This window comes from Streptococcus sp. GP0011, from assembly GCF_030546305.1.
GTDB lineage: Bacteria > Bacillota > Bacilli > Lactobacillales > Streptococcaceae > Streptococcus.
This window is the reverse complement of the sequence record NZ_JAUONR010000003.1, coordinates 237,291-258,319: the sequence shown is the minus strand read 5'-3', so window position 1 is coordinate 258,319 and position 21,029 is coordinate 237,291. Positions and strand designations below refer to the sequence as shown.

The 21,029-nt window shown below is 41.9% G+C and carries 22 protein-coding genes; 1 reads left to right on the top strand and 21 read right to left on the bottom strand.

The window, feature by feature from the left end:
- Positions 1-62 precede the first annotated feature (62 nt).
- A complete protein-coding gene (locus Q4443_RS05430) occupies positions 63-233 on the top strand; it encodes a DUF3042 family protein (protein ID WP_001051782.1) in 171 nt (56 codons plus the stop codon).
- A gap of 196 nt (positions 234-429) precedes the next feature.
- On the opposite strand, the gene Q4443_RS05425 is transcribed toward Q4443_RS05430, so the two are convergent.
- From Q4443_RS05425 to Q4443_RS05325, 21 genes are all read right to left on the bottom strand, one after another.
- Complete coding sequence (locus Q4443_RS05425; RefSeq protein ID WP_049519262.1) at positions 430-1,269, bottom strand: thymidylate synthase; 840 nt, start codon at positions 1,267-1,269, stop codon at positions 430-432.
- Between the two features lie 98 nt (positions 1,270-1,367).
- On the bottom strand, positions 1,368-2,327 hold the full coding sequence (locus Q4443_RS05420) for an ROK family glucokinase (protein WP_000078592.1): 960 nt from the start codon (positions 2,325-2,327) through the stop codon (positions 1,368-1,370).
- Positions 2,328-2,427: 100 nt separating this feature from the next.
- On the bottom strand, positions 2,428-3,228 hold the full coding sequence (locus tag Q4443_RS05415; RefSeq protein WP_000751033.1) for an excalibur calcium-binding domain-containing protein: 801 nt from the start codon (positions 3,226-3,228) through the stop codon (positions 2,428-2,430).
- A 95-nt stretch (positions 3,229-3,323) separates the two neighbouring features.
- Positions 3,324-5,045, bottom strand: coding sequence for an aminodeoxychorismate synthase component I (pabB, locus tag Q4443_RS05410; protein ID WP_049478898.1), 1,722 nt, complete (start codon positions 5,043-5,045; stop codon positions 3,324-3,326).
- Positions 5,046-5,308: 263 nt separating this feature from the next.
- Complete coding sequence (locus Q4443_RS05405) at positions 5,309-5,872, bottom strand: TIGR01440 family protein (RefSeq protein ID WP_049477484.1); 564 nt, start codon at positions 5,870-5,872, stop codon at positions 5,309-5,311.
- A 109-nt stretch (positions 5,873-5,981) separates the two neighbouring features.
- Positions 5,982-7,673, bottom strand: a complete 1,692-nt coding sequence (locus Q4443_RS05400; RefSeq protein WP_049478899.1) for a sensor histidine kinase — start codon at positions 7,671-7,673, stop codon at positions 5,982-5,984.
- Complete coding sequence (locus tag Q4443_RS05395; protein ID WP_049478900.1) at positions 7,670-8,407, bottom strand: response regulator transcription factor; 738 nt, start codon at positions 8,405-8,407, stop codon at positions 7,670-7,672. Before Q4443_RS05395 ends, Q4443_RS05400 begins: the two co-directional genes overlap by 4 nt.
- Before the next feature lie 69 nt (positions 8,408-8,476).
- The gene (msrB, locus tag Q4443_RS05390) at positions 8,477-9,589 is read right to left on the bottom strand and encodes a peptide-methionine (R)-S-oxide reductase MsrB (protein ID WP_049519260.1); all 1,113 of its coding nucleotides are present in this window, start codon (positions 9,587-9,589) and stop codon (positions 8,477-8,479) included.
- Positions 9,590-9,598: 9 nt separating this feature from the next.
- A complete protein-coding gene (locus Q4443_RS05385) occupies positions 9,599-10,162 on the bottom strand; it encodes a redoxin family protein (RefSeq protein ID WP_049519259.1) in 564 nt (187 codons plus the stop codon).
- Between the two features lie 13 nt (positions 10,163-10,175).
- Positions 10,176-10,886, bottom strand: a complete 711-nt coding sequence (gene ccdA2, locus Q4443_RS05380) for a thiol-disulfide oxidoreductase-associated membrane protein CcdA2 (RefSeq protein WP_049519258.1) — start codon at positions 10,884-10,886, stop codon at positions 10,176-10,178.
- A gap of 162 nt (positions 10,887-11,048) precedes the next feature.
- A complete protein-coding gene (locus tag Q4443_RS05375; protein ID WP_049519256.1) occupies positions 11,049-11,600 on the bottom strand; it encodes a GNAT family N-acetyltransferase in 552 nt (183 codons plus the stop codon).
- A gap of 853 nt (positions 11,601-12,453) precedes the next feature.
- Positions 12,454-13,278, bottom strand: coding sequence for an ammonia-dependent NAD(+) synthetase (gene nadE / locus Q4443_RS05370; RefSeq protein WP_049519043.1), 825 nt, complete (start codon positions 13,276-13,278; stop codon positions 12,454-12,456).
- Positions 13,275-14,735: a nicotinate phosphoribosyltransferase gene (locus tag Q4443_RS05365; protein WP_049519044.1), complete on the bottom strand. Its 1,461-nt coding sequence runs from the start codon at positions 14,733-14,735 to the stop codon at positions 13,275-13,277. Before Q4443_RS05365 ends, nadE begins: the two co-directional genes overlap by 4 nt.
- 116 nt (positions 14,736-14,851) lie before the next feature.
- Positions 14,852-15,340 carry a DUF6773 family protein gene (locus Q4443_RS05360; RefSeq protein WP_049519045.1) on the bottom strand — a complete coding sequence of 163 codons (489 nt, stop codon included), beginning with the start codon at positions 15,338-15,340 and terminating at the stop codon, positions 14,852-14,854.
- Entirely contained in the window at positions 15,330-15,539 is a 210-nt protein-coding gene (locus Q4443_RS05355; RefSeq protein WP_001107502.1) for a helix-turn-helix transcriptional regulator, read from the bottom strand. Before Q4443_RS05355 ends, Q4443_RS05360 begins: the two co-directional genes overlap by 11 nt.
- 197 nt (positions 15,540-15,736) lie before the next feature.
- Positions 15,737-16,147, bottom strand: a complete 411-nt coding sequence (locus Q4443_RS05350) for a GNAT family N-acetyltransferase (protein WP_000558479.1) — start codon at positions 16,145-16,147, stop codon at positions 15,737-15,739.
- A gap of 100 nt (positions 16,148-16,247) precedes the next feature.
- Positions 16,248-17,612 carry an amino acid permease gene (locus Q4443_RS05345; RefSeq protein WP_049519046.1) on the bottom strand — a complete coding sequence of 455 codons (1,365 nt, stop codon included), beginning with the start codon at positions 17,610-17,612 and terminating at the stop codon, positions 16,248-16,250.
- A 76-nt stretch (positions 17,613-17,688) separates the two neighbouring features.
- On the bottom strand, positions 17,689-18,171 hold the full coding sequence (gene greA, locus Q4443_RS05340) for a transcription elongation factor GreA (protein ID WP_000818765.1): 483 nt from the start codon (positions 18,169-18,171) through the stop codon (positions 17,689-17,691).
- Between the two features lie 62 nt (positions 18,172-18,233).
- Positions 18,234-19,979: an endolytic transglycosylase MltG gene (mltG, locus tag Q4443_RS05335; RefSeq protein WP_080978809.1), complete on the bottom strand. Its 1,746-nt coding sequence runs from the start codon at positions 19,977-19,979 to the stop codon at positions 18,234-18,236.
- A 74-nt stretch (positions 19,980-20,053) separates the two neighbouring features.
- Entirely contained in the window at positions 20,054-20,557 is a 504-nt protein-coding gene (locus tag Q4443_RS05330) for a GNAT family N-acetyltransferase (protein ID WP_049519047.1), read from the bottom strand.
- Positions 20,554-21,021, bottom strand: a complete 468-nt coding sequence (locus Q4443_RS05325) for a GNAT family N-acetyltransferase (RefSeq protein ID WP_049519048.1) — start codon at positions 21,019-21,021, stop codon at positions 20,554-20,556. The genes Q4443_RS05330 and Q4443_RS05325 overlap by 4 nt, the downstream gene beginning before the upstream one ends.
- Positions 21,022-21,029: the final 8 nt, after the last annotated feature.

Here is a 21,029-nt window from a genome sequence, read left to right as displayed (position 1 = left end):
AGTCAGAAAAATGCTACCACTTAAGGAGCCTGGCTGATCGGAAAGATAAAGGAGGAAGACTCATGGCTAAAGGATTCGCTAAAGGTCTTGTAACAGGTGTCGCAGGAACTGTCGCTGCCGTTGCAGGTGCAGTATACGCAATTAAAAAGAAAGTGATTGAGCCAGAAGAGCAAAAAGCAGCTTTCATCGAAGAAAACCGTAAAAAAGCAGCTCGCCGTCGCGTATCACATTAAGCAACAAAAGAAGTTGAGAAATCTCAACTTCTTTTTATTTTCTTTTATAGTCAATGAAAATCAAAGAGCAAACTAGGAAGCTAGCCGCAGGTTGCTCAAAGCACTGCTTTGAGGTTGTGGATAGAACTGACGAAGTCAGTCACCATACCTACGGTAATGCGACGCTGACGTGGTTTGAAGAGATTTTCGAAGAGTATTAAATAGCCAAATCAAACTTCAGTTGTGGCTTAACCGGATCATAGTCAACTAACTCAAAGTCCTCCGCTTTGATATCAAAGAAATTGGTCCCATCAGGAACATTTAAAACCAAGCGTGGTTGGCAGTTTGACGGCTCACGACGAAGCAATTCCTGAGCTTGTTCAAATTGATTATTGTAGATATGAAGGTTGTTGATAAAATAGAAAAACTTCCCAACCTTCCAGCCAAAGTGTTTAGCAATCATCATTTGAAGAGCTACGTACTGCATAGCGTTAATGTGGTGAGCCACCAGCATGTCATTCGAACGCTGGGTCAAAGTCGCATCCAGATAGATTTCCCCATCAACCCGACGGACATCAAACATGGTCTGAAAGGCGCATGGAAGAAGACCATCTGTCTCCTCAAAAGCTTGGTAATCCCAGAGCGAGATGATATTGCGGCGGTTCCAAGGGTTGGCTTCTAACTGCTTGAGAATCTTGTTGATGATATCGTGTTTCTTAACAACTGCCCCATAGCGCTCACCGATGGTCCCCGTTTCTCCCACTTCCCAGTCATTCCAGTAGTGAACATTGTACTTGTTATTAAGCACTTCTAGGCTATTAGACTGGTCTTGGTAAATCCAGAGCACTTCCTTGATGGCAGATTTGATCGCAATGGGACGCAAGGTCGTGATGGGGAATTCCCCTTTAGACAAATCATACTCCGCAAAGGCACCCGTTACGTACTTGGAGTTGGCAACAGTCCCATCCTTGTACTTGGGACGAGCCTGCTCAGAAAAGACACCGTTTTTGAGGATTCGTTCAATATTTTCTTTAAAAATCGTATCTGCTTTTGTCATTTACTCTCACCTCATTTATTGTCCTAACTAGTATAGCATAAAAAAAGAAAGGAGGAAAATCACTGGCTTTAAAGTAGTGTTTTTCTCCTTTTATGATCTTATTGCAATACAAGTGATGCTGCTCCGATAACTCCAGCGTCATTTCCTAGAGTTGCAAGAGCTAGTTTAGTTGTTGTGCGTACTTGTGGGAAGGTATTTTCATCGTAGACTTTTTGAACACCTTGGAGAAGGAATTCTCCCGCAGCTGATACTCCACCACCGATAACGATTGTTGATGGGTTTAGGATTGAGCCGATATTAGCACAAGCGATTCCCAAGTAACGTGAGAAGTTTCGGTAAACGATCAAGGCAAGGTCATCCCCTTCTTTTGCAAGGTCAAAGACAGTTTTAGCAGTTACTTCTTCACCGTCATCAATCAAGCGTTTCAAGGCTGCATCGCCTTCGTATTCATCTGCATAACGACGAGTCAAGTTGACAATCCCTGTTGCGGAAGCAACTGTCTCAAGACAGCCTTTTTTACCACAGGTACATGCGATTGGTTGGTCAAAGTCAACAGTGATATGACCAAGCTCACCAGCAGCACCAGCAACACCGTGGAGCAATTTGCCTTCAGCCACGATACCGCCACCAACACCTGTACCAAGTGTCATAAAGACAACGTCTGGTTGGTTTTCACCAGCACCCATCCAACGCTCACCAAGAGCAGCTACGTTGGCATCATTATCGATAAAGAATGGAATCCCCAAGGCTTTTTCAATCTTTTCTTTAATCGGTTGAAGGGTTTTCCAGTTTAGGTTGTAGGCACCGATAACAGTTCCTTTTTCACGGTCAACCACACCAGGTGATCCCATCCCAATCCCTCGGAAGTCTGTGGCTGACAATCCAAGCAAGTCCAAACGATGCTGAATAGACTCAATCATATCATCTACAATATGGCTTCCTTCATCCAAAATGTTGGTCTTGATAGACCATTTTTCTTGGATTTCTCCCTCTTGAGTTAAAATTGCGAACTTGACAGATGTACCACCAAGGTCAATCCCAATAATCTTTTGACTCATCGTCTTCTCCTTTTTAATTGAAAATGCTTACAGATATAGTATAACAAAATCGTCCATTTTGTGCAAAGGTTTGCATTAACTTCCTAGAAATTATTCTGATTTATGGTTTCCAAAGACCAGAACCATCTACGTAGTATCTGCCACCATCAACTCGCTCATTCTTTGCCATTTTACCATCTGATTTCAAATAGTAATTTCCTTGCCAAGTATTACGAGCGTATGAACCATCTGATTTCAAGTAGTACCAAGATTGATAAGAAGAGTCATATATCCACTCACCTTGTGCCATTTTACCGTTCGCTTTGAGATAAAAAGCGCCTTGCCAAGCATTTTGGGCATAGGATCCATCTGATTTCAAATAATACCAAGCTTGGTATGATGAATCATAAATCCATTCACTTTGAGCCATCTTTCCGTTTGCTTTAAGGTAGTAACTTCCTATCCATGTGTTTCGTGCATACGAACCATCCGATTTGAGATAATACCATCCCTTGTAATATGAGTCATATATCCACTCACTCTGAGCCATTGTTCCATCTGATTTGAGATAGTAATCTCCTTTCCAAGAATTGGTTACTAGATTACCATTGTCAGAATAATAATACCAATATCTATCCTGCTTAACCCATCCACTAGAAGAAACTCTATTCTGTGGACTAGACTGGCGTGGTTTAAAGACTCCCCGAGGTGCATTTGCACGTTCACAAGCTATCCCATCACCATCTTTGTCTAGTCTTGAAGAATATCCAGGCTCTCCTCTATGGATATCAGAATAACCATTTTCCCATGCTTCTTTACAACTAGAAAAATGAATATTTTCTTCTGCACTAACCGGTTGAGCAAACAAACCTAAAATTGGAAAAACAGTAAGAATCACTTTCAGCAAAATTGTTTTTTTCATCATTTCCTCCTATAAAATGACATCGTTTTCTTTTTATTTTATCAAACTTAATTCAACAATTCAATATATACATTATATTTTTTGATTTATAAAGTTTATTTAGAATTCACTTCCAACTCATACAAACCTCTGACTGCGTTACAGCCATAGATAGCCTCCGCCTGAGCTAGGTCTTTTAAAGTCAAGACTTTTTCCTCTACCAGTCCTCTTTCCAGCAAATGCTGACGATAAATTCCTGGCAAAATTCCAAGTCTGATAGGCGGTGTGTAGAGTTTTCCAGCGATTTTCAGAACTAGATTCCCGATAGACGTTTCCAATAGCTCTCCTGCTGCATTATGGTAAATGCTTTCCTGTTTACCTAGGCTTAAATGTGGTCTGTGAGTGGTTTTGAAGTAGGTAAATGCTTGCTGCAAATCAGCTTCTTGCAGACAAAGTTTTGCTTTGCAGAAGCTTGGACTAAGGGGGCTTAAGATTTGGCGACTGAGTTCCATCTCTCCAGACTTGCTGGTAATAATTCGCAAGCGGTAGTCTTGATTATCATCACAAACTTGACACTCTTCCTCTATCTTTTGTCTCAGTTTTTTTGGATCAAAAGGAAAGGCAAAATAACGACTCGCTTTTGTCAATCTTTCCAGATGTTGATCTTCAAAAAGCAGTTGTTTTTGGCTGATTTTCCCAGTTGTAATCAATTGGAAACGTGCTTGTTTACGATAGAGAACGGCCGCCTTTTGATGAACCTCTCGGTATTCAGATTCCCAAGTACTATCCCAGGTAATCCCTCCGCCAACCCCATAGATGGCTTGCCCTTGATGCAGTTGAATGGTCCGAATGGCGACATTGAAAATCCGTCGTCCATTTGGAAGCAAGAGACCAATCGTTCCGCAGTAAACTCCTCTGGGTTGAGGCTCCAAGTTCTTGATGATTTCCATGGTCGCAATTTTCGGTGCTCCCGTTATGGAACCACATGGAAAGAGCGAACGGAAGATTTCAACTAGCTCAACATCCGGTCGTAACTGACTCTTGATGGTTGAAGTCATCTGCCAAACGGTCGAATACTGCTCCACTTGACACAGACGCTCCACATGCTCACTCCCCACCTCAGAAATACGGTTCATATCGTTGCGCAAGAGGTCCACAATCATCATATTTTCAGAGCGATTTTTAGGATCCTGCTCCAACCAACTAGCCTGTTCTAAATCTTCTTGGTCGGTCAACCCGCGCTGGGTTGTTCCCTTCATTGGGCGAGTCGTTAATTCCCGGTCATTTTGCTCAAAAAAGAGCTCTGGACTCATGGAAATCACTGTCATCTCGTCATGTTCCACATAGGCATTGTAGCCCGCCTCCTGCTCTACCACCATACGATTGTAAGTGGCAAAAGGATTGGAACTTAGTTCTTGCTTGAGTTGGACAGTGTAGTTGACCTGATAGGTGTCTCCCTGACGCAAATGATGGTGAATCTGGGCAATAGCCTTTTCATAGTCTGTCGCAGATGTTTCTTCCTGCCACTTTGAAGGCAGATCTACTTCCTCATAAGTCAGAGGAATAGGCGATGTTTCTACCCTGTCATGAACTGTAAAATATAACAGATACTCTGCCAGTAAAGGAGCTTTATAAACTGCTAATTTCTCCTCAAATGCAGGTGCAGCCTCGTAACTGACATAGCCCACCACATAATAGCCTTGCTCTTGGTAGCTTTCCACTTGTGCCAGCAGGTCTGCCACTTCTGCTAAATCTCTCGTTTTTAACTCTTTGATAGGCTGAGTGAAGGTGTATCTCTCCCCCAAAGCCCTAAAATCAATCACTGTTTTTCTATGCATATCTTAAGTATAGCACAAAAAAGTCGACCTAGAACATCTAAATCCAGCTTTGTTTACTGATTTCTATAACGAAAAATCTTCTCTACTTTACTTTTTCTACTTTTGGCAATTCTCCATCAGATAGCTCCCCTTCTTCTTGTAAAAACTGATCTTATTTGGAGCACTTTACACAAAAATTCAACAAAAAAAGAACAGAGGAAGTCCTGGTATCTATACCATTTTTCCTCTGTCTTTTACTTTTCTTCTGTTACTACAGAATAAGTTCACGACTTTCTGATAGAATCTTGTGGATACTGCGCACGCGCACCTCCAATGAGTTTTGGGCGACTTGCAAGAGCCGTTACATGGGCATGCCCAATTTCTCTCAAAAGAGGGCGAATCGGAACCTGAACATGCTTGACATGCATGCCAATCGCAGTATCTCCGATATCCAATCCAGCATGGGCCTTGATAAATTCAACCTCAACTGGATCCCGCATAAACTTGAAGGCTGCCAACTGACCGGAACCTCCTGCATGAAGTGTAGGAAGGACACTGACGATTTCAAGACCAAGCTGCTCTGCCACCTGACGTTCAACGACGAGGGCTCGATTGACATGTTCACAACCTTGAACAGCTAGATGAATCCCTTTTCCCTCTAGGATATCTAGAATGGTTTTCACAATGATTTCCCCAATTTCTTGACTGGATTCCTTGCCAATCTGACCACCTATCACCTCACTAGAAGAAAGGCCCAAAACAAAGATAGCTCCTTGCTTCAAATTAGCCTTTTCTAACACATCTTCTACAATCTGGCTTGTTGCTCTTTGAATGTCTTTTTCCTTCATACTTGATACCTCTTTTGTCACTATCTATCATATCTTTTTTTACTGATTTTATCAAGGCCAACTAATCATTCTGAATTTTAAAAGCAAAACTCCCAGAGTGAACTGGGAGTTAGCTAGTTTCAATTTTATTGATGTATATTTCAACTGTCGTTCCTTTTGAGGGTACAGAATTGATCTTCATCTGGTAATTGTCTCCAAAATGAAGTTTGAGTCGTTGGTCGACATTTTGAAGGCCAACTCCCCCACATTTGAGCTGACTTTGACTACTATCGCCAGCAGCTTGGAAACCAACACCATCATCCTCAATGCGGATGACAAGCCCTGTATCCTGTTTCTGAACAAAAACTTTAATATGGCCCTGACCTTCCTTCTCCTTAATGCCATGGTAAAGGGCATTTTCTACAAGAGGTTGCAACACCAGTTTAGGCAAGACTAAATTATCAAAGTCAGGTTCTTCAGCAATCTCATACTCCAGCTTATCACCATAGCGTTGTTTCTGGATAAAGAGGTACTGGCGGACATGATTGATTTCATCAGAAAGAGAAATCAAATCCCTTCCTTGGTTGAGCGCCAAGCGGAAATAGGTTGCCAAGGACTTGGTCACCTGAACCACTCGCTGACTATCCTGAAATTCAGCCATCCAGATGATAGTATCCAAAGTATTGTAGAGGAAATGGGGGTTAATCTGGCTCGACAATGCTTGAAGTTCATACTGCCGGGTCGCTTCTTCCTGCCTGCGCACATCTGCCATCAACTGGTCAATCTGATCCAGCATGGCATTGAACTGACGAGTCACTTCTCTCAGTTCATAGGCGCCAGCTTCCTTAGCACGAAGATTTTGTGTACCAGAAGCAATTTCCAGCATGGTTTCTCTTAGGTCCTTCAAAGGGGCGATCCAGCGTTTGAGACTGAACCACACCAAGCAGAGACAGGCAAGAAGAGATAAGGCACTAGCAGCAAGCAAGGTCCACATGAGTTGACTCCGAACCTGGTCTAACTTCTCCAACGAAGACACGCCTATCACCGTCCAATCAGTCCCTGCAATCTGTTCCTGACTGACGTAGGATTGGTGGTCCAGCGTATAGCCCTGCCCCGTCTCGATGTAGGATTTCATAGCCTCCATTTCACTAGCTGAGCTATAGACAGTACGTTTAGGATGGTAGACAAATTCATGGTTTTCATTGATGATAAAGGCAAAGCCCTGCTGGCCCAACTGGAGTTGGTTGAGATAGGCTTCCAGAGTTTCGTAGGAAATATCCAAACGAAGCACGCCAAGATTGGCCCCCTCTGTATCAACAAGTTCTTGAGTGACAGAAATAACCCACTGACTGTCTGATTTACGAGCTGGTGTCAAAACTGGCTTAGCTCCCTGATGGATAGCCTTTTGGTACCAATCCTCAGCCATCATATCAGAGGAGGTTTTCATCTGCACACTATCATCTGTAGAAATAACCTGACCGGATTTGGTGACCAGTACCACCGTTTTCAAGTCCTGGTCTGCCTTTAAGATGGTCAAAAACAGATCTCGGATTTCCTTTACCTTGTCTTGACTGGGATTCTCAGCATAGGCTAAGACATCCTTCTGCTGGGTCAAACTGGTAGAGGTGGTTTCTAATTTTTTGATATAAGACTGAATAAAGTGGCTAGTTTGGCTAATGGTCGTTTGGCTATTACCCTCGATAGTAGCCTCAATAGCTGATGAACTAGATTGATAATAGAAAGTCCCAACCACAGCTAGGAGAATGAGAAAGACCAGAAAGATGGAAATAACCATTCTGACTAAAAGAGAAGAACGCTTCATCGACCTTCTCCCTTCTTAAACTGACGAGGTGTCACACCTGCAATCTGTTTAAAACGTTGGGTAAAGTAGTTCATATCCTCAAAACCAACCTTTTCGGCTATCTCATAAATCTTTAAATCTGTGGTCAAAAGCAAGAGCTTGGCTTGTTTGACACGCTCTCTCACCAGATAATCCTGAAAAGGCAACCCCAACTCTTTCTTAATCAAGGAGCTCAAATAAGTCGGGCTAAAGCCCAAATCACTGGCCAAAGACTTCAAACTAAACTGACTGTCAGCCAGATGAGACTGGATTTTCTGGGCCAGATTTCCCTCAAACTTATCAGTTAATAAATCTTGTAACTGCTCTTCTTTTTCTTCCTTGTCTAGTTTTTGCTTGATTTTCCCCAACATTTCCTCAATATCCTGACGCGAAAAGGGTTTGAGCAGGTAATCATCTACACCGAGTTTGACGGCAGAAAAGGCATAATCAAAATCATCGTAACCTGTCAAAAAAACTAGGTGAACCTGAGGATAGGTTTCTCGGACCAGACTGGCCAACTGGATGCCATTTAGCTGCGGCATATTGATATCGGTTAAAATGATATCTGGCACCTGCTTTTGAATTAAGTCCCAAGCCTGTCTTCCATTTTCAGCCTGACCGATGATTTCCATATCGTAGGCTGCTACATTGACCAGCTTGGTCAATCCTTGTCTTACCAGATACTCATCCTCTACGATTAAAATTGTGTAGGTCATGCTCTGCTCCTTTGTCACTTACTAGTATCAGTATAGCAAAATTCTCCTCTACCTGCTTAGGAAAGCCTCTTAATCAACATAATCTAGTAAATAAGCATAACCTTTTTCTGCCATTTGGTCTTTTGGAATAAAGCGGATAGAGAGACTATTGATACAGTAGCGCAAGCCCCCCTTGTCCTGTGGTCCATCCGTAAAGACATGGCCAAGGTGAGAATCTCCAACTCGGCTCCGCACTTCCATGCGTGTCATATTGTAAGACTTATCTTCTTTGTAGGTAGCAACATCTGGGCTGATGGGTTGGGTGAAACTAGGCCAGCCACAACCAGACTCAAACTTGTCCTTTGATGAAAAGAGGGGTTCACCAGTAGCTACATCCACATAGATACCGTATTCAAATTTATCCCAATAGCGGTTTGAAAAAGCTCGTTCTGTTTGATTTTTCTGGGTAACTGCATACTCCTCAGGTGACAAGGTCTTTTTCAATTCCTCGTCACTTGGTTTAGGATATTTGCTGGCATCAATGACAGGGTAGGCAGCCTGATTAACATTGATATGACAGTAGCCATTTGGATTTTTCTTGAGGTAGTCTTGGTGATAATCCTCCGCCACCACAAAATTCTTCAAGTTTTCCTTTTCAACTGCCAGAGGTTGGTCATATTTCTTAGCAACTTCATCAAAGACTTGGTTGATTACCTCCAAATCCTTGTCATCTGTGTAATAAACGCCAGTACGATACTGGGTCCCCACATCATTTCCTTGTTTATTTTTGCTGGTTGGATTGATAATGCGGAAGTAATGAAGCAGGATCTCCTTGAGGGAAATTTGATTGGCGTCGTAAGTGACATGGACGGTTTCCGCATGACCTGTTTGGTTAATCAATTCGTACTTGGTTGTTTCCCCTCTACCGTTTGCATAGCCAGAAACGGCATCTGTCACTCCAGGCACGCGTGAGAAGTATTCCTCCACTCCCCAGAAACATCCTCCAGCTAGATAAATTTCGTGCAAGTCTGCGTCTTTACTCACTTCTGTTTTTTTCACTGTTTTTGCTCCTTGGCTAACGGATGCTTTCTCAATTTGCGAGCTATCTGTCTGCCCTGCATTTCGCATCAATAGAAAATAGAAACCGGTTAGGACTAGGAGAATGACCCCTGCCAAGACAAAAAGTTTTACTTTATCATTCATAGCCTTTCTCTACCCCATTTCTTTCAATTCTTTTAAAATCATATCCTTATCCATAAAACCTGGTTGCGTTTTGACCAGCTTGCCTTCCTTGTCTATAAAGGCTTGAGTCGGATAAGAACGGACACCATAACTTTCCAAGAGTTTACCTGATGGATCAATTAAAACTGGAAAATTTTTATAATCCAATCCCTTGTACCAATTCTTAAAGTCCGCTTCTGCTTGTTCACCTTTGTGTCCAGGAGAGACCACTGTCAAAACTACATAGTCATCACCAGCATCCTTAGCGATTTCATCCGTATCTGGAAGGCTAGCTAGACAGATGGAACACCAAGAAGCCCAGAATTTAAGATAGACTTTCTTGCCCTTGTAATCAGATAAACGATAGGTCTTACCATCTACTCCCATCAGTTCAAAATCAGCGACTTCCTGACCTTTAGTCGCAGTTTGTGAACTAACTTGTTCTGTTTTGGATTGCTCCTTCATAGTAGACTCGTCTGACGTGTTTTTAGCCGAACAGGCTACCAAGCAACAAATTGAGCCTACTCCAAGGAGACATGTTTGCCATTTTTTCATTTCTTTTTCCTCTCTATTCAAATAATGTAGTCAAAATGGAAGCATTTCCCAAAAGCACCAAGATTCCCATCAGGATAATGAGGAAACCACCCACTTTTTTGAGGATTCCGAGGTAAGGATGCAGTTTTCGGAAATGTTTCAAAACATAGCTGGAGGCGAGAGCTAGAACTAAAAATGGTAGCGCCAAACCCAGCGTGTAAACCAACATGAGACCAGCTCCCTGCCAAGCACCTGAGCCACCTGAAGCCGCTAAGGCCAAAACAGACCCCAGAACCGGCCCTACACATGGCGTCCAAGCAAAACTAAAGGTCAACCCCAGTAAAAATGCCTGACTATAGCCGTTAGCGTTTTGATCCTGTCTCTTTAATTGTAGCCTTCTTTCCTTGTAGAGCCCCTGCAAATGTAGGACTTCCATCTGGTGTAAGCCCAAGAGAATAATAACCGCACCCGTCACATACTGAAACCAAGAAGCATACAGCAAATTGCCTAAAAAACCAGCTCCATAACCCAGTAAGATAAAGATAAAAGAAATCCCCGCTATAAAGGCCAAAGTTCGCAATAAACTAACAAGTGAGATTGAAAATTTTCCACTAGAAGCCTGAGCATCATTCTTATCATCCAATAAGACTCCTGCATAGACTGGCAACAAGGGTAAAATACAAGGAGAAAAGAAGGAAAGAATTCCAGCAAGAAAAACACTGATAAAAAAGATTACATTATCCATATCTTTTCACCCTTCTTTTTTTGATAAGTCTATTATAATTCCCAACTCTAAGAAAAAACAGGGACAATGATAGGGGAAAATAGGAATTTAATCAGGTTATTTAGAAACCTTGCACAAAAAAAGCCAGACAAGGTCTGACTTTGGTAGTTACAGAAAAGAAAATCACCTGTCTACCCTACTTATCTGGTAATAAATAAGGTCCGCAACGTAGTCTTTTCTCTCCACACCATTGGCAATGGTTTTTAGATAGGACATTCCCGCTTTTTCCATCACACGGCCTGAAGCTAGGTTGAGACTGGCGTAACGAGCTCTGACTTTTTGAAAACCTGCTTGAGTAAAACAAAAATCTAACACAGCTTTCAAGGCCTCTGTCATCATACCTCGGCCCCAAAAATTTTTTCCTAAAACATACCCAATTTCACAACTTAAATCTTCCTCGTGCATTTCAATGATGCTGATATCTCCTATCACATGCTCTGGGTTCTCTTTGAGACAAATAGCCCATTTGTAATAGTTGGGATTGTTATAGGATGCAACCCAATTTCGAATCGAGTTCCGAGTCACCTCGACATCAGGATGAGGATCCCAAGTAACATAGGTCAGATTCTCAGCAGACGAAGCCCAATTTTGAAACATGGCTTCCGCATCACTCTCCACAAATCTTCTCAAGATTAAACGTTTCGTCTCTAACATTTGCGTACCGATTGCTTTCATAACGTTACCTCACTTTCTAAGCTTAAGGCTCAAGCTAAAAAAGTCCTCGGGCCTTCCTCGCTTTCTCATTTCTAGACTCGGGGTAAAAAGACTATACTCAGTAACAGCTAGAAAACAAGTTTTTCATCTAGTCCCTTGACGCAACGAAATCGAACTCTTCGAGTTACCGAATCTGCCTCGTTTTCCCGTTTCTAGACTCGGGCTAAAAAGGTCCCCCGAACCTTCCTCGCTTTCTCATTTCCAGGCTCAGGGGAAAAAGACTATACTCAGTAACAGCTAGAAAACAAGTTTTTCATCTAGTTACTTGACGCAGTCGCTGTCTGGTTTGAAATGCGCTTTACCAAGCTTTTTCAAACCTAGTCATCGTTGCGGGGGTGAGACAAGGAAAATCGAACTCTTCGAGTTACCGAATCTGCCTCGTTTTCTTATTTCTAGACTCGGGCTAAAAAAGTCCACAGGACCTTCTTCGCTTTCTCATTTCTAGGCTCAGGGTAAAAACCTCCACTGGAGGTCATTCTTGCTCTCTAGTTTCAAGGCTCAAGCTAAAAAGGTCCCCCGGACCTTCCTCGCTTTCTCGTTTCTAGACTCAGGGTAAAAAGACTATACTCAGTAACAGCTAGAAAACAAGTTTTTCATCTAGTTACTTGACGCAGTCGCTGTCTGGTTTGAAATGCGCTTTACCAAGCTTTTTCAAACCTAGTCATCGTTGCGGGGGTAAGACAACGAAATCGAACTCTTCGAGTTACCAAATCTGCCTCGTTCTCCCGTTTCTAGACTCGGGCTAAAAAGGTCCCCCGGACCTTCCTCGCTTTCCCATTTCTAGGCTCAGGGTAAAAAGGTCCACAGGACCTTTTTACTCCCAAAAGTCATCAAATACGGTGATTGGTAGGTGGCGTTTGTGTTGGCCTTTGTGCCACCAGTTTTCAATAGTCGCTTGGGCTTCTGGACTGATTGTTTTGCCTTCTAGATAGTCATCAATTTCATTGTAAGTGACTCCAAGTGCAACTTCGTCAGCAAGTCCAGGTTTGTCTTCTTCTAGGTCTGCTGTTGGGATTTTTTCATAAAGGGCTGGGTCTGCACCAAGCTCCTTCAAGAGTTGTTTCCCTTGGCGTTTATTGAGGCGATAAAGTGGGAGAATGTCTGCACCACCGTCACCAAACTTGGTAAAAAAGCCTGTGATATTTTCCGCAGCATGGTCTGTTCCAATGACGGCTCCGCTATGGGAACCCGCAAGAGCATATTGGGCAATCATACGACTACGAGCCTTAATATTGCCCTTGTTAAAGTCTGAAACAGGACTTCCTGTCGCTTCGACTGCAGCTGTCATAGCATCAGCTGATTCCTTGATATTTACAACTAGACTGACATCTGGCTGGATGAAAGCAAGAGCTTTTTGAGCATCTGCCTCATCTGCTTGCACGCCATATGGCAGGCGGACAGCAATAAATTGGTAGCTGTCATCTCCTGTCTCTGCTCGCATTTCTTCCATAGCTAATTGCGCCAAGCGCCCTGCCAAGGTTGAGTCTTGACCCCCAGAAATCCCTAATACAAAGGTTTTAAGGAAAGGGTGTTTTTTCAAGTATCTCTTTAAGAAATCAATCGAACGACGAATTTCTTCCTGGGTATCAATCACTGGTTTGACGCCCAGTTGCTGGATAATGGTCTCTTGCAAACTCATTCTTCTTCTCCTTCACCAAGAGCTTCTTTGCGCATCTTGTCAATCAAGTCCATTTTGTCCTGCCAAATATCACGCGCCAAATCCACTGGATAGTGTTGCGGATTGAGTACCCGTTTGTACTCATCCCAAAGTTTGTCAAATTCCTTACGAGCATAGGCTTGAATGTCAGTCAAACTAGGCAAATCGTAAACTAATGTTCCTTCTTTAAAGATATCCACCAAGAGAGGAACAGCATCAAAATTACGAACGGTCTTTTTGATGTAGGTATAGGTCGGATGGAACATTTTGATTTCTGTCATGCTGGCAACATCCACACCGTCATAGGTGATGTAGTCACCTTCTGACTTGCCTTTTTCACGACTAGTAATGCGCCATACTTGCTTCTTACCTGGGGTCGATACTTTTTCAGCATTGCTTGAAAGCTTGATGGTATTGCGCATCTGACCATTCTCATCTTCGATAGCTACAATCTTATAAACCGCTCCAAGAGCTGGCTGGTCATAGGCTGTAATCAGCTTGGTTCCCACACCCCAGACATCAATCTTGGCGTGTTGCATCTTGAGGTTGAGGATAGTATTTTCATCAAGGTCATTAGAAGCATAGATCTTAGCCTCTGTAAAACCTGCCTCGTCCAGTTGCTGACGGACTTTCTTGGAAATGTAGGCTATATCCCCCGAGTCAATACGAACGCCTTTAAAATTAATCTTGTCTCCCAGTTCACGAGCAACCTGAATGGCAGCTGGCACACCGATGCGAAGCGTATCATATGTATCTACTAAAAAGACACAGTCACGATGGGTTGAAGCATAGGCCTTAAAGGCCTCATAGTCGTTTCCATAAACCTGTACCAAGGCATGGGCATGAGTACCCAAGACAGGAATGCCAAAGAGCTTCCCTGCTCGCACATTGCTAGTCCCGTTGGCTCCACCAATCACAGCTGCGCGTGTTCCCCAGATAGCTGCATCCATTTCTTGCGCACGACGTGTCCCGAATTCCATCAAAGGCTCATCTTCAATGACTGAACGAATACGTGCTGCCTTTGTCGCTATCAAGGTTTGAAAGTTAACGATGTTTAAGAGAGCCGTTTCGACCAATTGACATTGGGCTAGAGGTCCTTCAACCTGCACAACCGGCTCATTAGCAAAAACCAAGTCCCCTTCCTGAGCAGAACGAACCGTTAGTTCTAACTTGAGATTTCGTAGGTAATCCAAGAATTCTCCATGATACCCAAGCGTCTCCAAGTAGGCAATATCGCTATCTGAAAAGCGTAAGTCTTCAAGATAATGTACAATTCTTTCCAAACCAGCAAAAACTGCATAACCGTTATTAAACGGTTGCTGACGGAAATAAACTTCAAAGACCGCCTTCTTATTGTGAATTCCTTGGTCAAAGTAAACTTGCATCATGTTAATCTGGTACAAGTCCGTGTGCAATGTCAAACTATCATCTGGATACATCTGTTTTCCTTCTTCCTACTTTACAAAGGCATGAACGTATTCTGCCACTTTCACACCATCCGATAAATTAGTACTATTATAACACATTTTTTCAAGATTGATAAAAACTTAACAAGCTAATTCCCACTCTCCAGTTCATCCATATCTTGCTCAAACTTTTTTTGAGCCCATTCGCCATAACTTTTAAGGCCGAGATTGGCGATAAAAACCCAAGGAAGGTAAATCAGATAAGTAATGGCCCAAGCAGACAAGTATTTAACGTTCAAAGGGTTGTGCTGATAAATTTCTATGTTGAATTGATAATTCTGCAACATCAAGAGAGACGTAATAGCGAGAGTTACCAGCAAACACCCTATAATTGTAAAATGAAAACGACTATAGTAGGTCACTCCAAGTTGTCGTGCACGATTGAAAAAGAATAAAATTCCTAATAAAAGGGTAACCAGAAGAATATCAGGATTAAAAAGAGCAGGTGCTAATATTGCCACCAAATAACTTAGCAGAATGAGCCCGGTAAACACATGAAAAGACTCTGTCCCAGCTTTGTTAATCAGTTGTTCTTCTCTTTCGTCTAATAATTGATAATAAAAAAATCTATTTTTCATCTTCTTCCTCCCAAAATAATTGATCTAATGTTTTTCCTAAGCATCTGCAAATGGACTGACAGAGGGAGAGACTAGGATTATATTTCCCTGCTTCTATCAAGCCTATAGTCTGCCTAGTAACACCCACAGCTTCTGCCAAATCCCCTTGTGTTAAATCACGCTCTACCCGAGCTAATTTTAATTTTAAATTTTTAGCCACTAGCGTCCTCCTTCAAAATTTTAAAAAGTTGCGCCTCTTTTAAAAACATTATACCATATATCTAACTTAATGCAATATATAAATGTCATTTTGTAATATTTTATTAACAAAAAACTCTCTATCATCTTACATGATAAAGAGTATTCGTTCTTTTTTGATACTTAGCTAAGTTCCTCTCCAAAAGAAAGAAGTCTAGGTCACAAATCCTTTTGGTAATAAAATCTTTGCCCTGTGTAGGGATAGTCTTGCAAGGTAAAGACTTCCTTGTAGCCATGGCTTATATAAAAATCTGGCGCTTGAAACTGGTAAGTATTGACAAAAGCAAAACGACAGTTTCGTTTCTTAGCTTCACTTTCAGCTCGCTGCAATAGTTTCGAACCGATTCCTTGTCCCCGTAATTCCTCTTTCACAAACAAATATTCGATTTCCAGCCAATTTCCGAAAGTCTCAGCTACTAAGCCCGCCATGAGATTGCCCTTTTCGTCTTCGAGATAAAGATTCAGTGGCTCGCTCTCAACCTCTTCTCTTTTGGAACGATTATAAGCACGAATCAAATCCCCTATTTCTTGCGCTTTAAGCGATTCCTTATTTTCCAATCTAACGTGCATTCAAACCTCCTAATAAACTGCTACAACTTGATTATAGTCATATTTCAATAAACTGTCAAACTAGCAAAAACTCACCAAACAGAGTTGATGAGTTCATGATTTATTTTCTAAATTTCCACTGACTATAAATCCCAAAAACAAAGATCCAGATAGCAGAACCAACTGCCCCCATGAAGGTAGACTCTTGCAAAAAGAGAGTCACGAAAACAAAGACAAAAAAGAGAATGGTTAGGGGATTAAGCAAGCGATACTGAGGCATAAGGTAGCCATCAGCCATGAAGTCTTGTGACTTGCGGTATTTGAGATGGGCCACCATAATCAAGATATAAATCGCGATGTAAACACCTGATGAAGATGCTGTAATCAAAGCAAAGGCATCTGAAACACCTGGCAACACATTGATAAAGGCAGCCAGAGCAATCAAAATTGCTGAGGCGATGATGGCATTTTGTGGAACATTGTGGCGAGAAAGGGTATCGACCTTGATGGCCTTTAAGAAACGATTGGGCGAATCATGGGCAATCTGATATAAGTGTCTCCCTGTTGAGTAGAGAGTTGAGTTAAGAGCAGACGCCGCTGAGGTCAAGACAACAAAGTTGATTAGAGCTGCTGCCCACTTGATACCCGCCAGTTCAAAAACCGTTACAAATGGAGAATCTGAAGAATTAAGATAAGACCAAGGAATAATGGCCATAATCGCAATGAGAGCTCCCCCATAGAAGAAGATAATTCTAAGAGGAATTTCCTTAACAGCTTTGGGCAAGACCTGACGAGGGTTCTTTGTTTCAGAAGTTGTCACCCCGATAAACTCAATCATCAGATAGGCAAAAAATACCATTTGAAAGGCCATGACAAAGTTCATAACTCCGTTTGGAAAAAGAGAGAATTTGTCGCTGATATTTGCCAAACTTGCAACACCATGCGGTGTCTTAAAGCCTGTCAAAACCATAAAGACCCCAGTGGCAATCATGGCTAAAATCGCCACAATCTTGACCATAGCAAACCAAAACTCGACTTCTCCAAAGAGCTTAACCGCAATCAGATTGACTAAAGCCAAAATTGTTAAAAAGACAAGTTGAATCATCCAGCTAGGCCATGTGGGAAACCAGAAGCGAACATAATCTGAGATGGCAGTGATTTCTGCCATACCGATAAAGACAACTGACAACCAATAAGACCAAACTGAGAAATATCCCCAACCTTTCCCCAAATGACGGGTGATAAAGTTGATAAAGGTATGTTGTTCTGGATCCTGATACAGCATCTCCCCAACAGCCCTCATCATCAAAAACATAAAGGCTCCTGTAATCATATAAATCAGGATGATAGAAGGTCCTGTAAGGCTGATAGAGCGACCAGCACCTAAGAAAAGTCCTGTTCCGATTGTTCCCGCAATGGCCATCACCTGAACATGGCGATTGGTTAAACCACGCTCCATTTTGTTTTTCTTCTTATTTTCACTCATATAGTCTCCTTTTTATCCAATAAACCAAAAAGGAGTTGAGCAAGGCAAGGCCTTCACTACTCCTTTTTCATCCTATTTAGGCTGTTTTCTCAACCTTTAAGATTTTGACATCATAGCTACCAACTGGTGTTTCAATCGTTGCAGTATCACCAGTCTTCTTGCCAATCAAAGCACGGCCAATCGGACTTTCATTTGATACTTTACCAGCAAAAGCATCTGCACCTGCAGAACCGACGATGATGTAGACCTCTTCTTCGTCTTCACCGACTTCTTGGATTGTTACTGTTTTACCGATTGCTACCTCATCTTGGGCAACTGCATCGCTATTAACAATTTCAGCATAGCGAATTTTTGTTTCTAGACTTGAAATTTGTCCTTCAACAAAAGCTTGTTCATCTTTCGCTGCTTCATACTCACTATTTTCTGAAAGGTCTCCATATGAACGAGCAATCTTGATACGCTCTACGACTTCGGGACGTCGAACGAGTTTCAACTCCTCTAATTCTTTTTCTAGTTTTTCCTTTTCTTCAAGGGTCATTGGGTAAGTTTTTTCTGCCATTTTTTTAACTTTCTATTCTATTTACTTTTTTAAAACAAAATTATGTGGAAAACCACATAATTTTAGTTTGAACTACTTGCTTGAGGTAACTTGCTATTGATATGCTCTGCAACGTTTTGATCATGTTCTTCTTTTGTTGTCGCAAAGTATACTTTACCGTCTTCAACATTGGCTACAAAGTACAAGTACTCACTCTTTGTCTGGTTTACACTTGCTTCAATCGCATCCGAACTTGGGCTATCAACCGGTCCAGGCATGAGGCCAAGGTGTGTGTAAACATTGTATGGTGAATCAATCGTTGTATCAATTCCAGCGTCATCTGCTAAACTAATCTTTTGACCAAGTTTTCCTTGAGCATATAGGATAGCGATATTACTTTGAAGTGGCATACCGGCATTCAAGCGGTTATAGAAGACACCTGCGATTTTCTTGCGGTCTTCGGTCTTAGCTCCTTCTTTTTCGACAAGAGAAGCAATGCTGAGCAATTCATTAACTGTCAGATTCTTTTCTTTGATCGTAGCGTAATATGGTGACATAGCCTTATCCATAGCAGCCACCATCTCATCAATCAAACTTTCAACAGTTGTACTGTCTTTGATTGTATAGGTCGCTGGGAAAAGGTAGCCTTCAAGACGATAACGAACGCCACTATCTTTTGTTGGAAGACTTCCAAGTAGGTTTGGATACTTGGCTACTAATTGTGAGATAAAGGTCTCATCTTGAGCTTTTGCCAAGAAAGCATCCGCAGTAAGAGGTTCTTTAAATTCACCTTGAAGTTGTCCTACTGTTTGAGCGATTTGCTCTAATGTATAGCCTTCTGGAATGGTCAAGTTTGAAAGAACAGGTGCCTGAGCTTCAGGAGTCCCACCTTTTTGCAATTCTTGAATCAATTCATCCGTACTCATACTCTTCTTCAAGTTGTAATAACCTGACTTCAAGTTGGCATGACTATAGTATTTAGCATAAAGGCTAAAGATAAGTCCATGTTTAACCAAACCAGATTTTTCCAAGGTGCTTCCAATTTCTTGAACATTTGCACCGTCTGGGATTTGAACCGTTACGTAGTTCTTAGAGCTCGCATCCACAGGTTTCAAGGAATCTTGCACATAACCATAACCAAAATAACCACCAACTGCAACGAGTACTAGGAGAACTAGAACTGTTACTAGGCAACCTTTAGATTTTTTCTTTTTCTTAGTTGATGTTGCACCTTGACGACGACTACGACGTGGAGCATCAGCTAATCCACTGCTAGATTCTGTAGAAACAGGCTCTACTCTTTCAGGCATTCCTGGGGTGATTCCCTCTTTCTTGTCTTCTGTTTTATAGGTTACGGCAACCTTAGTCGGAGTGTCGTTAAATTCTTTTTCTTCGGGTTTAAGCTCAACTGGTTCTACCTTAGGTTGAACGGGTTCCACTACAGGTTCTTCAGCCAGATGAATCGGCTCTACTAGAGGTTCTTCAGATTCTACAACTTCAATCTTATCAATGATTGGCTGTCTAATCTCTTTCTCTTCTTGTTCATCCGTTTCATCAGTACTAGCACTTGAAAGTGGAGGAACACTTGGTGCATTTTTTAGGATTTTATCGACAACAGATAGGGAATCAGCCATCAACTCTTCTGTTGATGTTTCTGGTTCAAGATCTGAAGGAGTTGCTGAACTAGCTTGAGATGATGAAGCCGTCAGATTTGGAATCTCTACTTCTTTCTCTCTTCTATCTTGTTCTTTTACTCTTTCTAAATCACGTAGAATCTGCTCTTTAAAGCTTAATTTTTCTTCTTCTCTTGATTTTTCAGTCAAAAGCATTACCTCCTTGTTGACAATCCCTAATATTATATCTTAAAAGTCGCAGAAAAGCAACCAACTAGGGCATTCCCTAGCTAGTTTTCTTTATTTTCTGGCTGCCAAACCATATCATACCATGTTTCCCCAGCAAAGTTTGACTGGGATATTCCTTCATTAACAAAGCCGTGCTTTTCGTAATAGGAGATAAGGTAATCATGACACGTCAAGTTAATGCCCTCTCGCTCATGTTCTAAAGCGACTTCTTTCAGAGCCTTTAATAGTCTTTTCCCTACCCCCAAAGCTTGTGCTTCCTTGGCAATAGATAGGCAAGTCACAGAAATATAACCTCCAGGTTGATAGCTATAGTCTTTTATTTTTTCTGTAAAGGACTGATCATGTAGATGGCGGTGCGGGACGACTGGACCTTCGATATAACCAAGAATACGCCCCTCTTTTTCAGCTACCAGAAAACTGGTCTGAATTTCCCGCAAATGCGCCTCAAAGACCGAACGAGGAATAGCTTCTTCAAGGGAAAAATTCTCTAGCTCTATCTCTATAATCCGATCTAAATCCGAAAATCTTGCTTGTCTGATTTTCATATTTCCTCCTGATAAAAAGGATTTGCCCAAATCAGATACCATTCAGAACCACTGTCATATTGACTCCATGTCACTTCTTCCTCAACAAAGCCATTCATTTCAAAATATGATAGCAACTCGTCAGGACTTTGTAAAAGAATACCTTGATAATCTAGTTCGACTGTCACCTGTTTCAAGGCCGCAAGAAGAAGAGTTCCCAACCCCTGTCCCCAATGGTCAGGATGAATGGTCAAGGATTTTATTTCTATCCATTTGGGATGAACAGACTGAGCTTCTCCTAAAACATAGCCCAAAAGCTGATTTTCATCCCCAGCTACAAGAAAGGTACCCGCAGACTTGCGGATACTCTCTTCTAAGGATTGGCGGCTAAGTGTCTCTTCTGATGAAGGATTGGCTTCTTCAATCGCCAACATTTCTTCTAAATCTGATAGGGTAGCTTGCCTTATAGTGATTGGAATTTCCATCTGTTTTC

Bases quoted from the DNA above. Each gene is read 5' to 3' on its own strand.
- Q4443_RS05430 (WP_001051782.1), top strand. From the start codon at position 63: ATGGCTAAAGGATTCGCTAAAGGTCTTGTAACAGGTGTCGCAGGAACT.
- Q4443_RS05425 (WP_049519262.1), bottom strand. From the start codon at position 1,269: ATGACAAAAGCAGATACGATTTTTAAAGAAAATATTGAACGAATCCTC.
- Q4443_RS05420 (WP_000078592.1), bottom strand. From the start codon at position 2,327: ATGAGTCAAAAGATTATTGGGATTGACCTTGGTGGTACATCTGTCAAG.
- Q4443_RS05415 (WP_000751033.1), bottom strand. From the start codon at position 3,228: ATGAAAAAAACAATTTTGCTGAAAGTGATTCTTACTGTTTTTCCAATT.
- pabB (WP_049478898.1), bottom strand. From the start codon at position 5,045: ATGCATAGAAAAACAGTGATTGATTTTAGGGCTTTGGGGGAGAGATAC.
- Q4443_RS05405 (WP_049477484.1), bottom strand. From the start codon at position 5,872: ATGAAGGAAAAAGACATTCAAAGAGCAACAAGCCAGATTGTAGAAGAT.
- Q4443_RS05400 (WP_049478899.1), bottom strand. From the start codon at position 7,673: ATGAAGCGTTCTTCTCTTTTAGTCAGAATGGTTATTTCCATCTTTCTG.
- Q4443_RS05395 (WP_049478900.1), bottom strand. From the start codon at position 8,407: ATGACCTACACAATTTTAATCGTAGAGGATGAGTATCTGGTAAGACAA.
- msrB (WP_049519260.1), bottom strand. From the start codon at position 9,589: ATGAATGATAAAGTAAAACTTTTTGTCTTGGCAGGGGTCATTCTCCTA.
- Q4443_RS05385 (WP_049519259.1), bottom strand. From the start codon at position 10,162: ATGAAAAAATGGCAAACATGTCTCCTTGGAGTAGGCTCAATTTGTTGC.
- ccdA2 (WP_049519258.1), bottom strand. From the start codon at position 10,886: ATGGATAATGTAATCTTTTTTATCAGTGTTTTTCTTGCTGGAATTCTT.
- Q4443_RS05375 (WP_049519256.1), bottom strand. From the start codon at position 11,600: ATGAAAGCAATCGGTACGCAAATGTTAGAGACGAAACGTTTAATCTTG.
- nadE (WP_049519043.1), bottom strand. From the start codon at position 13,278: ATGAGTTTGCAAGAGACCATTATCCAGCAACTGGGCGTCAAACCAGTG.
- Q4443_RS05365 (WP_049519044.1), bottom strand. From the start codon at position 14,735: ATGTATCCAGATGATAGTTTGACATTGCACACGGACTTGTACCAGATT.
- Q4443_RS05360 (WP_049519045.1), bottom strand. From the start codon at position 15,340: ATGAAAAATAGATTTTTTTATTATCAATTATTAGACGAAAGAGAAGAA.
- Q4443_RS05350 (WP_000558479.1), bottom strand. From the start codon at position 16,147: ATGCACGTTAGATTGGAAAATAAGGAATCGCTTAAAGCGCAAGAAATA.
- Q4443_RS05345 (WP_049519046.1), bottom strand. From the start codon at position 17,612: ATGAGTGAAAATAAGAAGAAAAACAAAATGGAGCGTGGTTTAACCAAT.
- greA (WP_000818765.1), bottom strand. From the start codon at position 18,171: ATGGCAGAAAAAACTTACCCAATGACCCTTGAAGAAAAGGAAAAACTA.
- mltG (WP_080978809.1), bottom strand. From the start codon at position 19,979: ATGCTTTTGACTGAAAAATCAAGAGAAGAAGAAAAATTAAGCTTTAAA.
- Q4443_RS05330 (WP_049519047.1), bottom strand. From the start codon at position 20,557: ATGAAAATCAGACAAGCAAGATTTTCGGATTTAGATCGGATTATAGAG.
- Q4443_RS05325 (WP_049519048.1), bottom strand. From the start codon at position 21,021: ATGGAAATTCCAATCACTATAAGGCAAGCTACCCTATCAGATTTAGAA.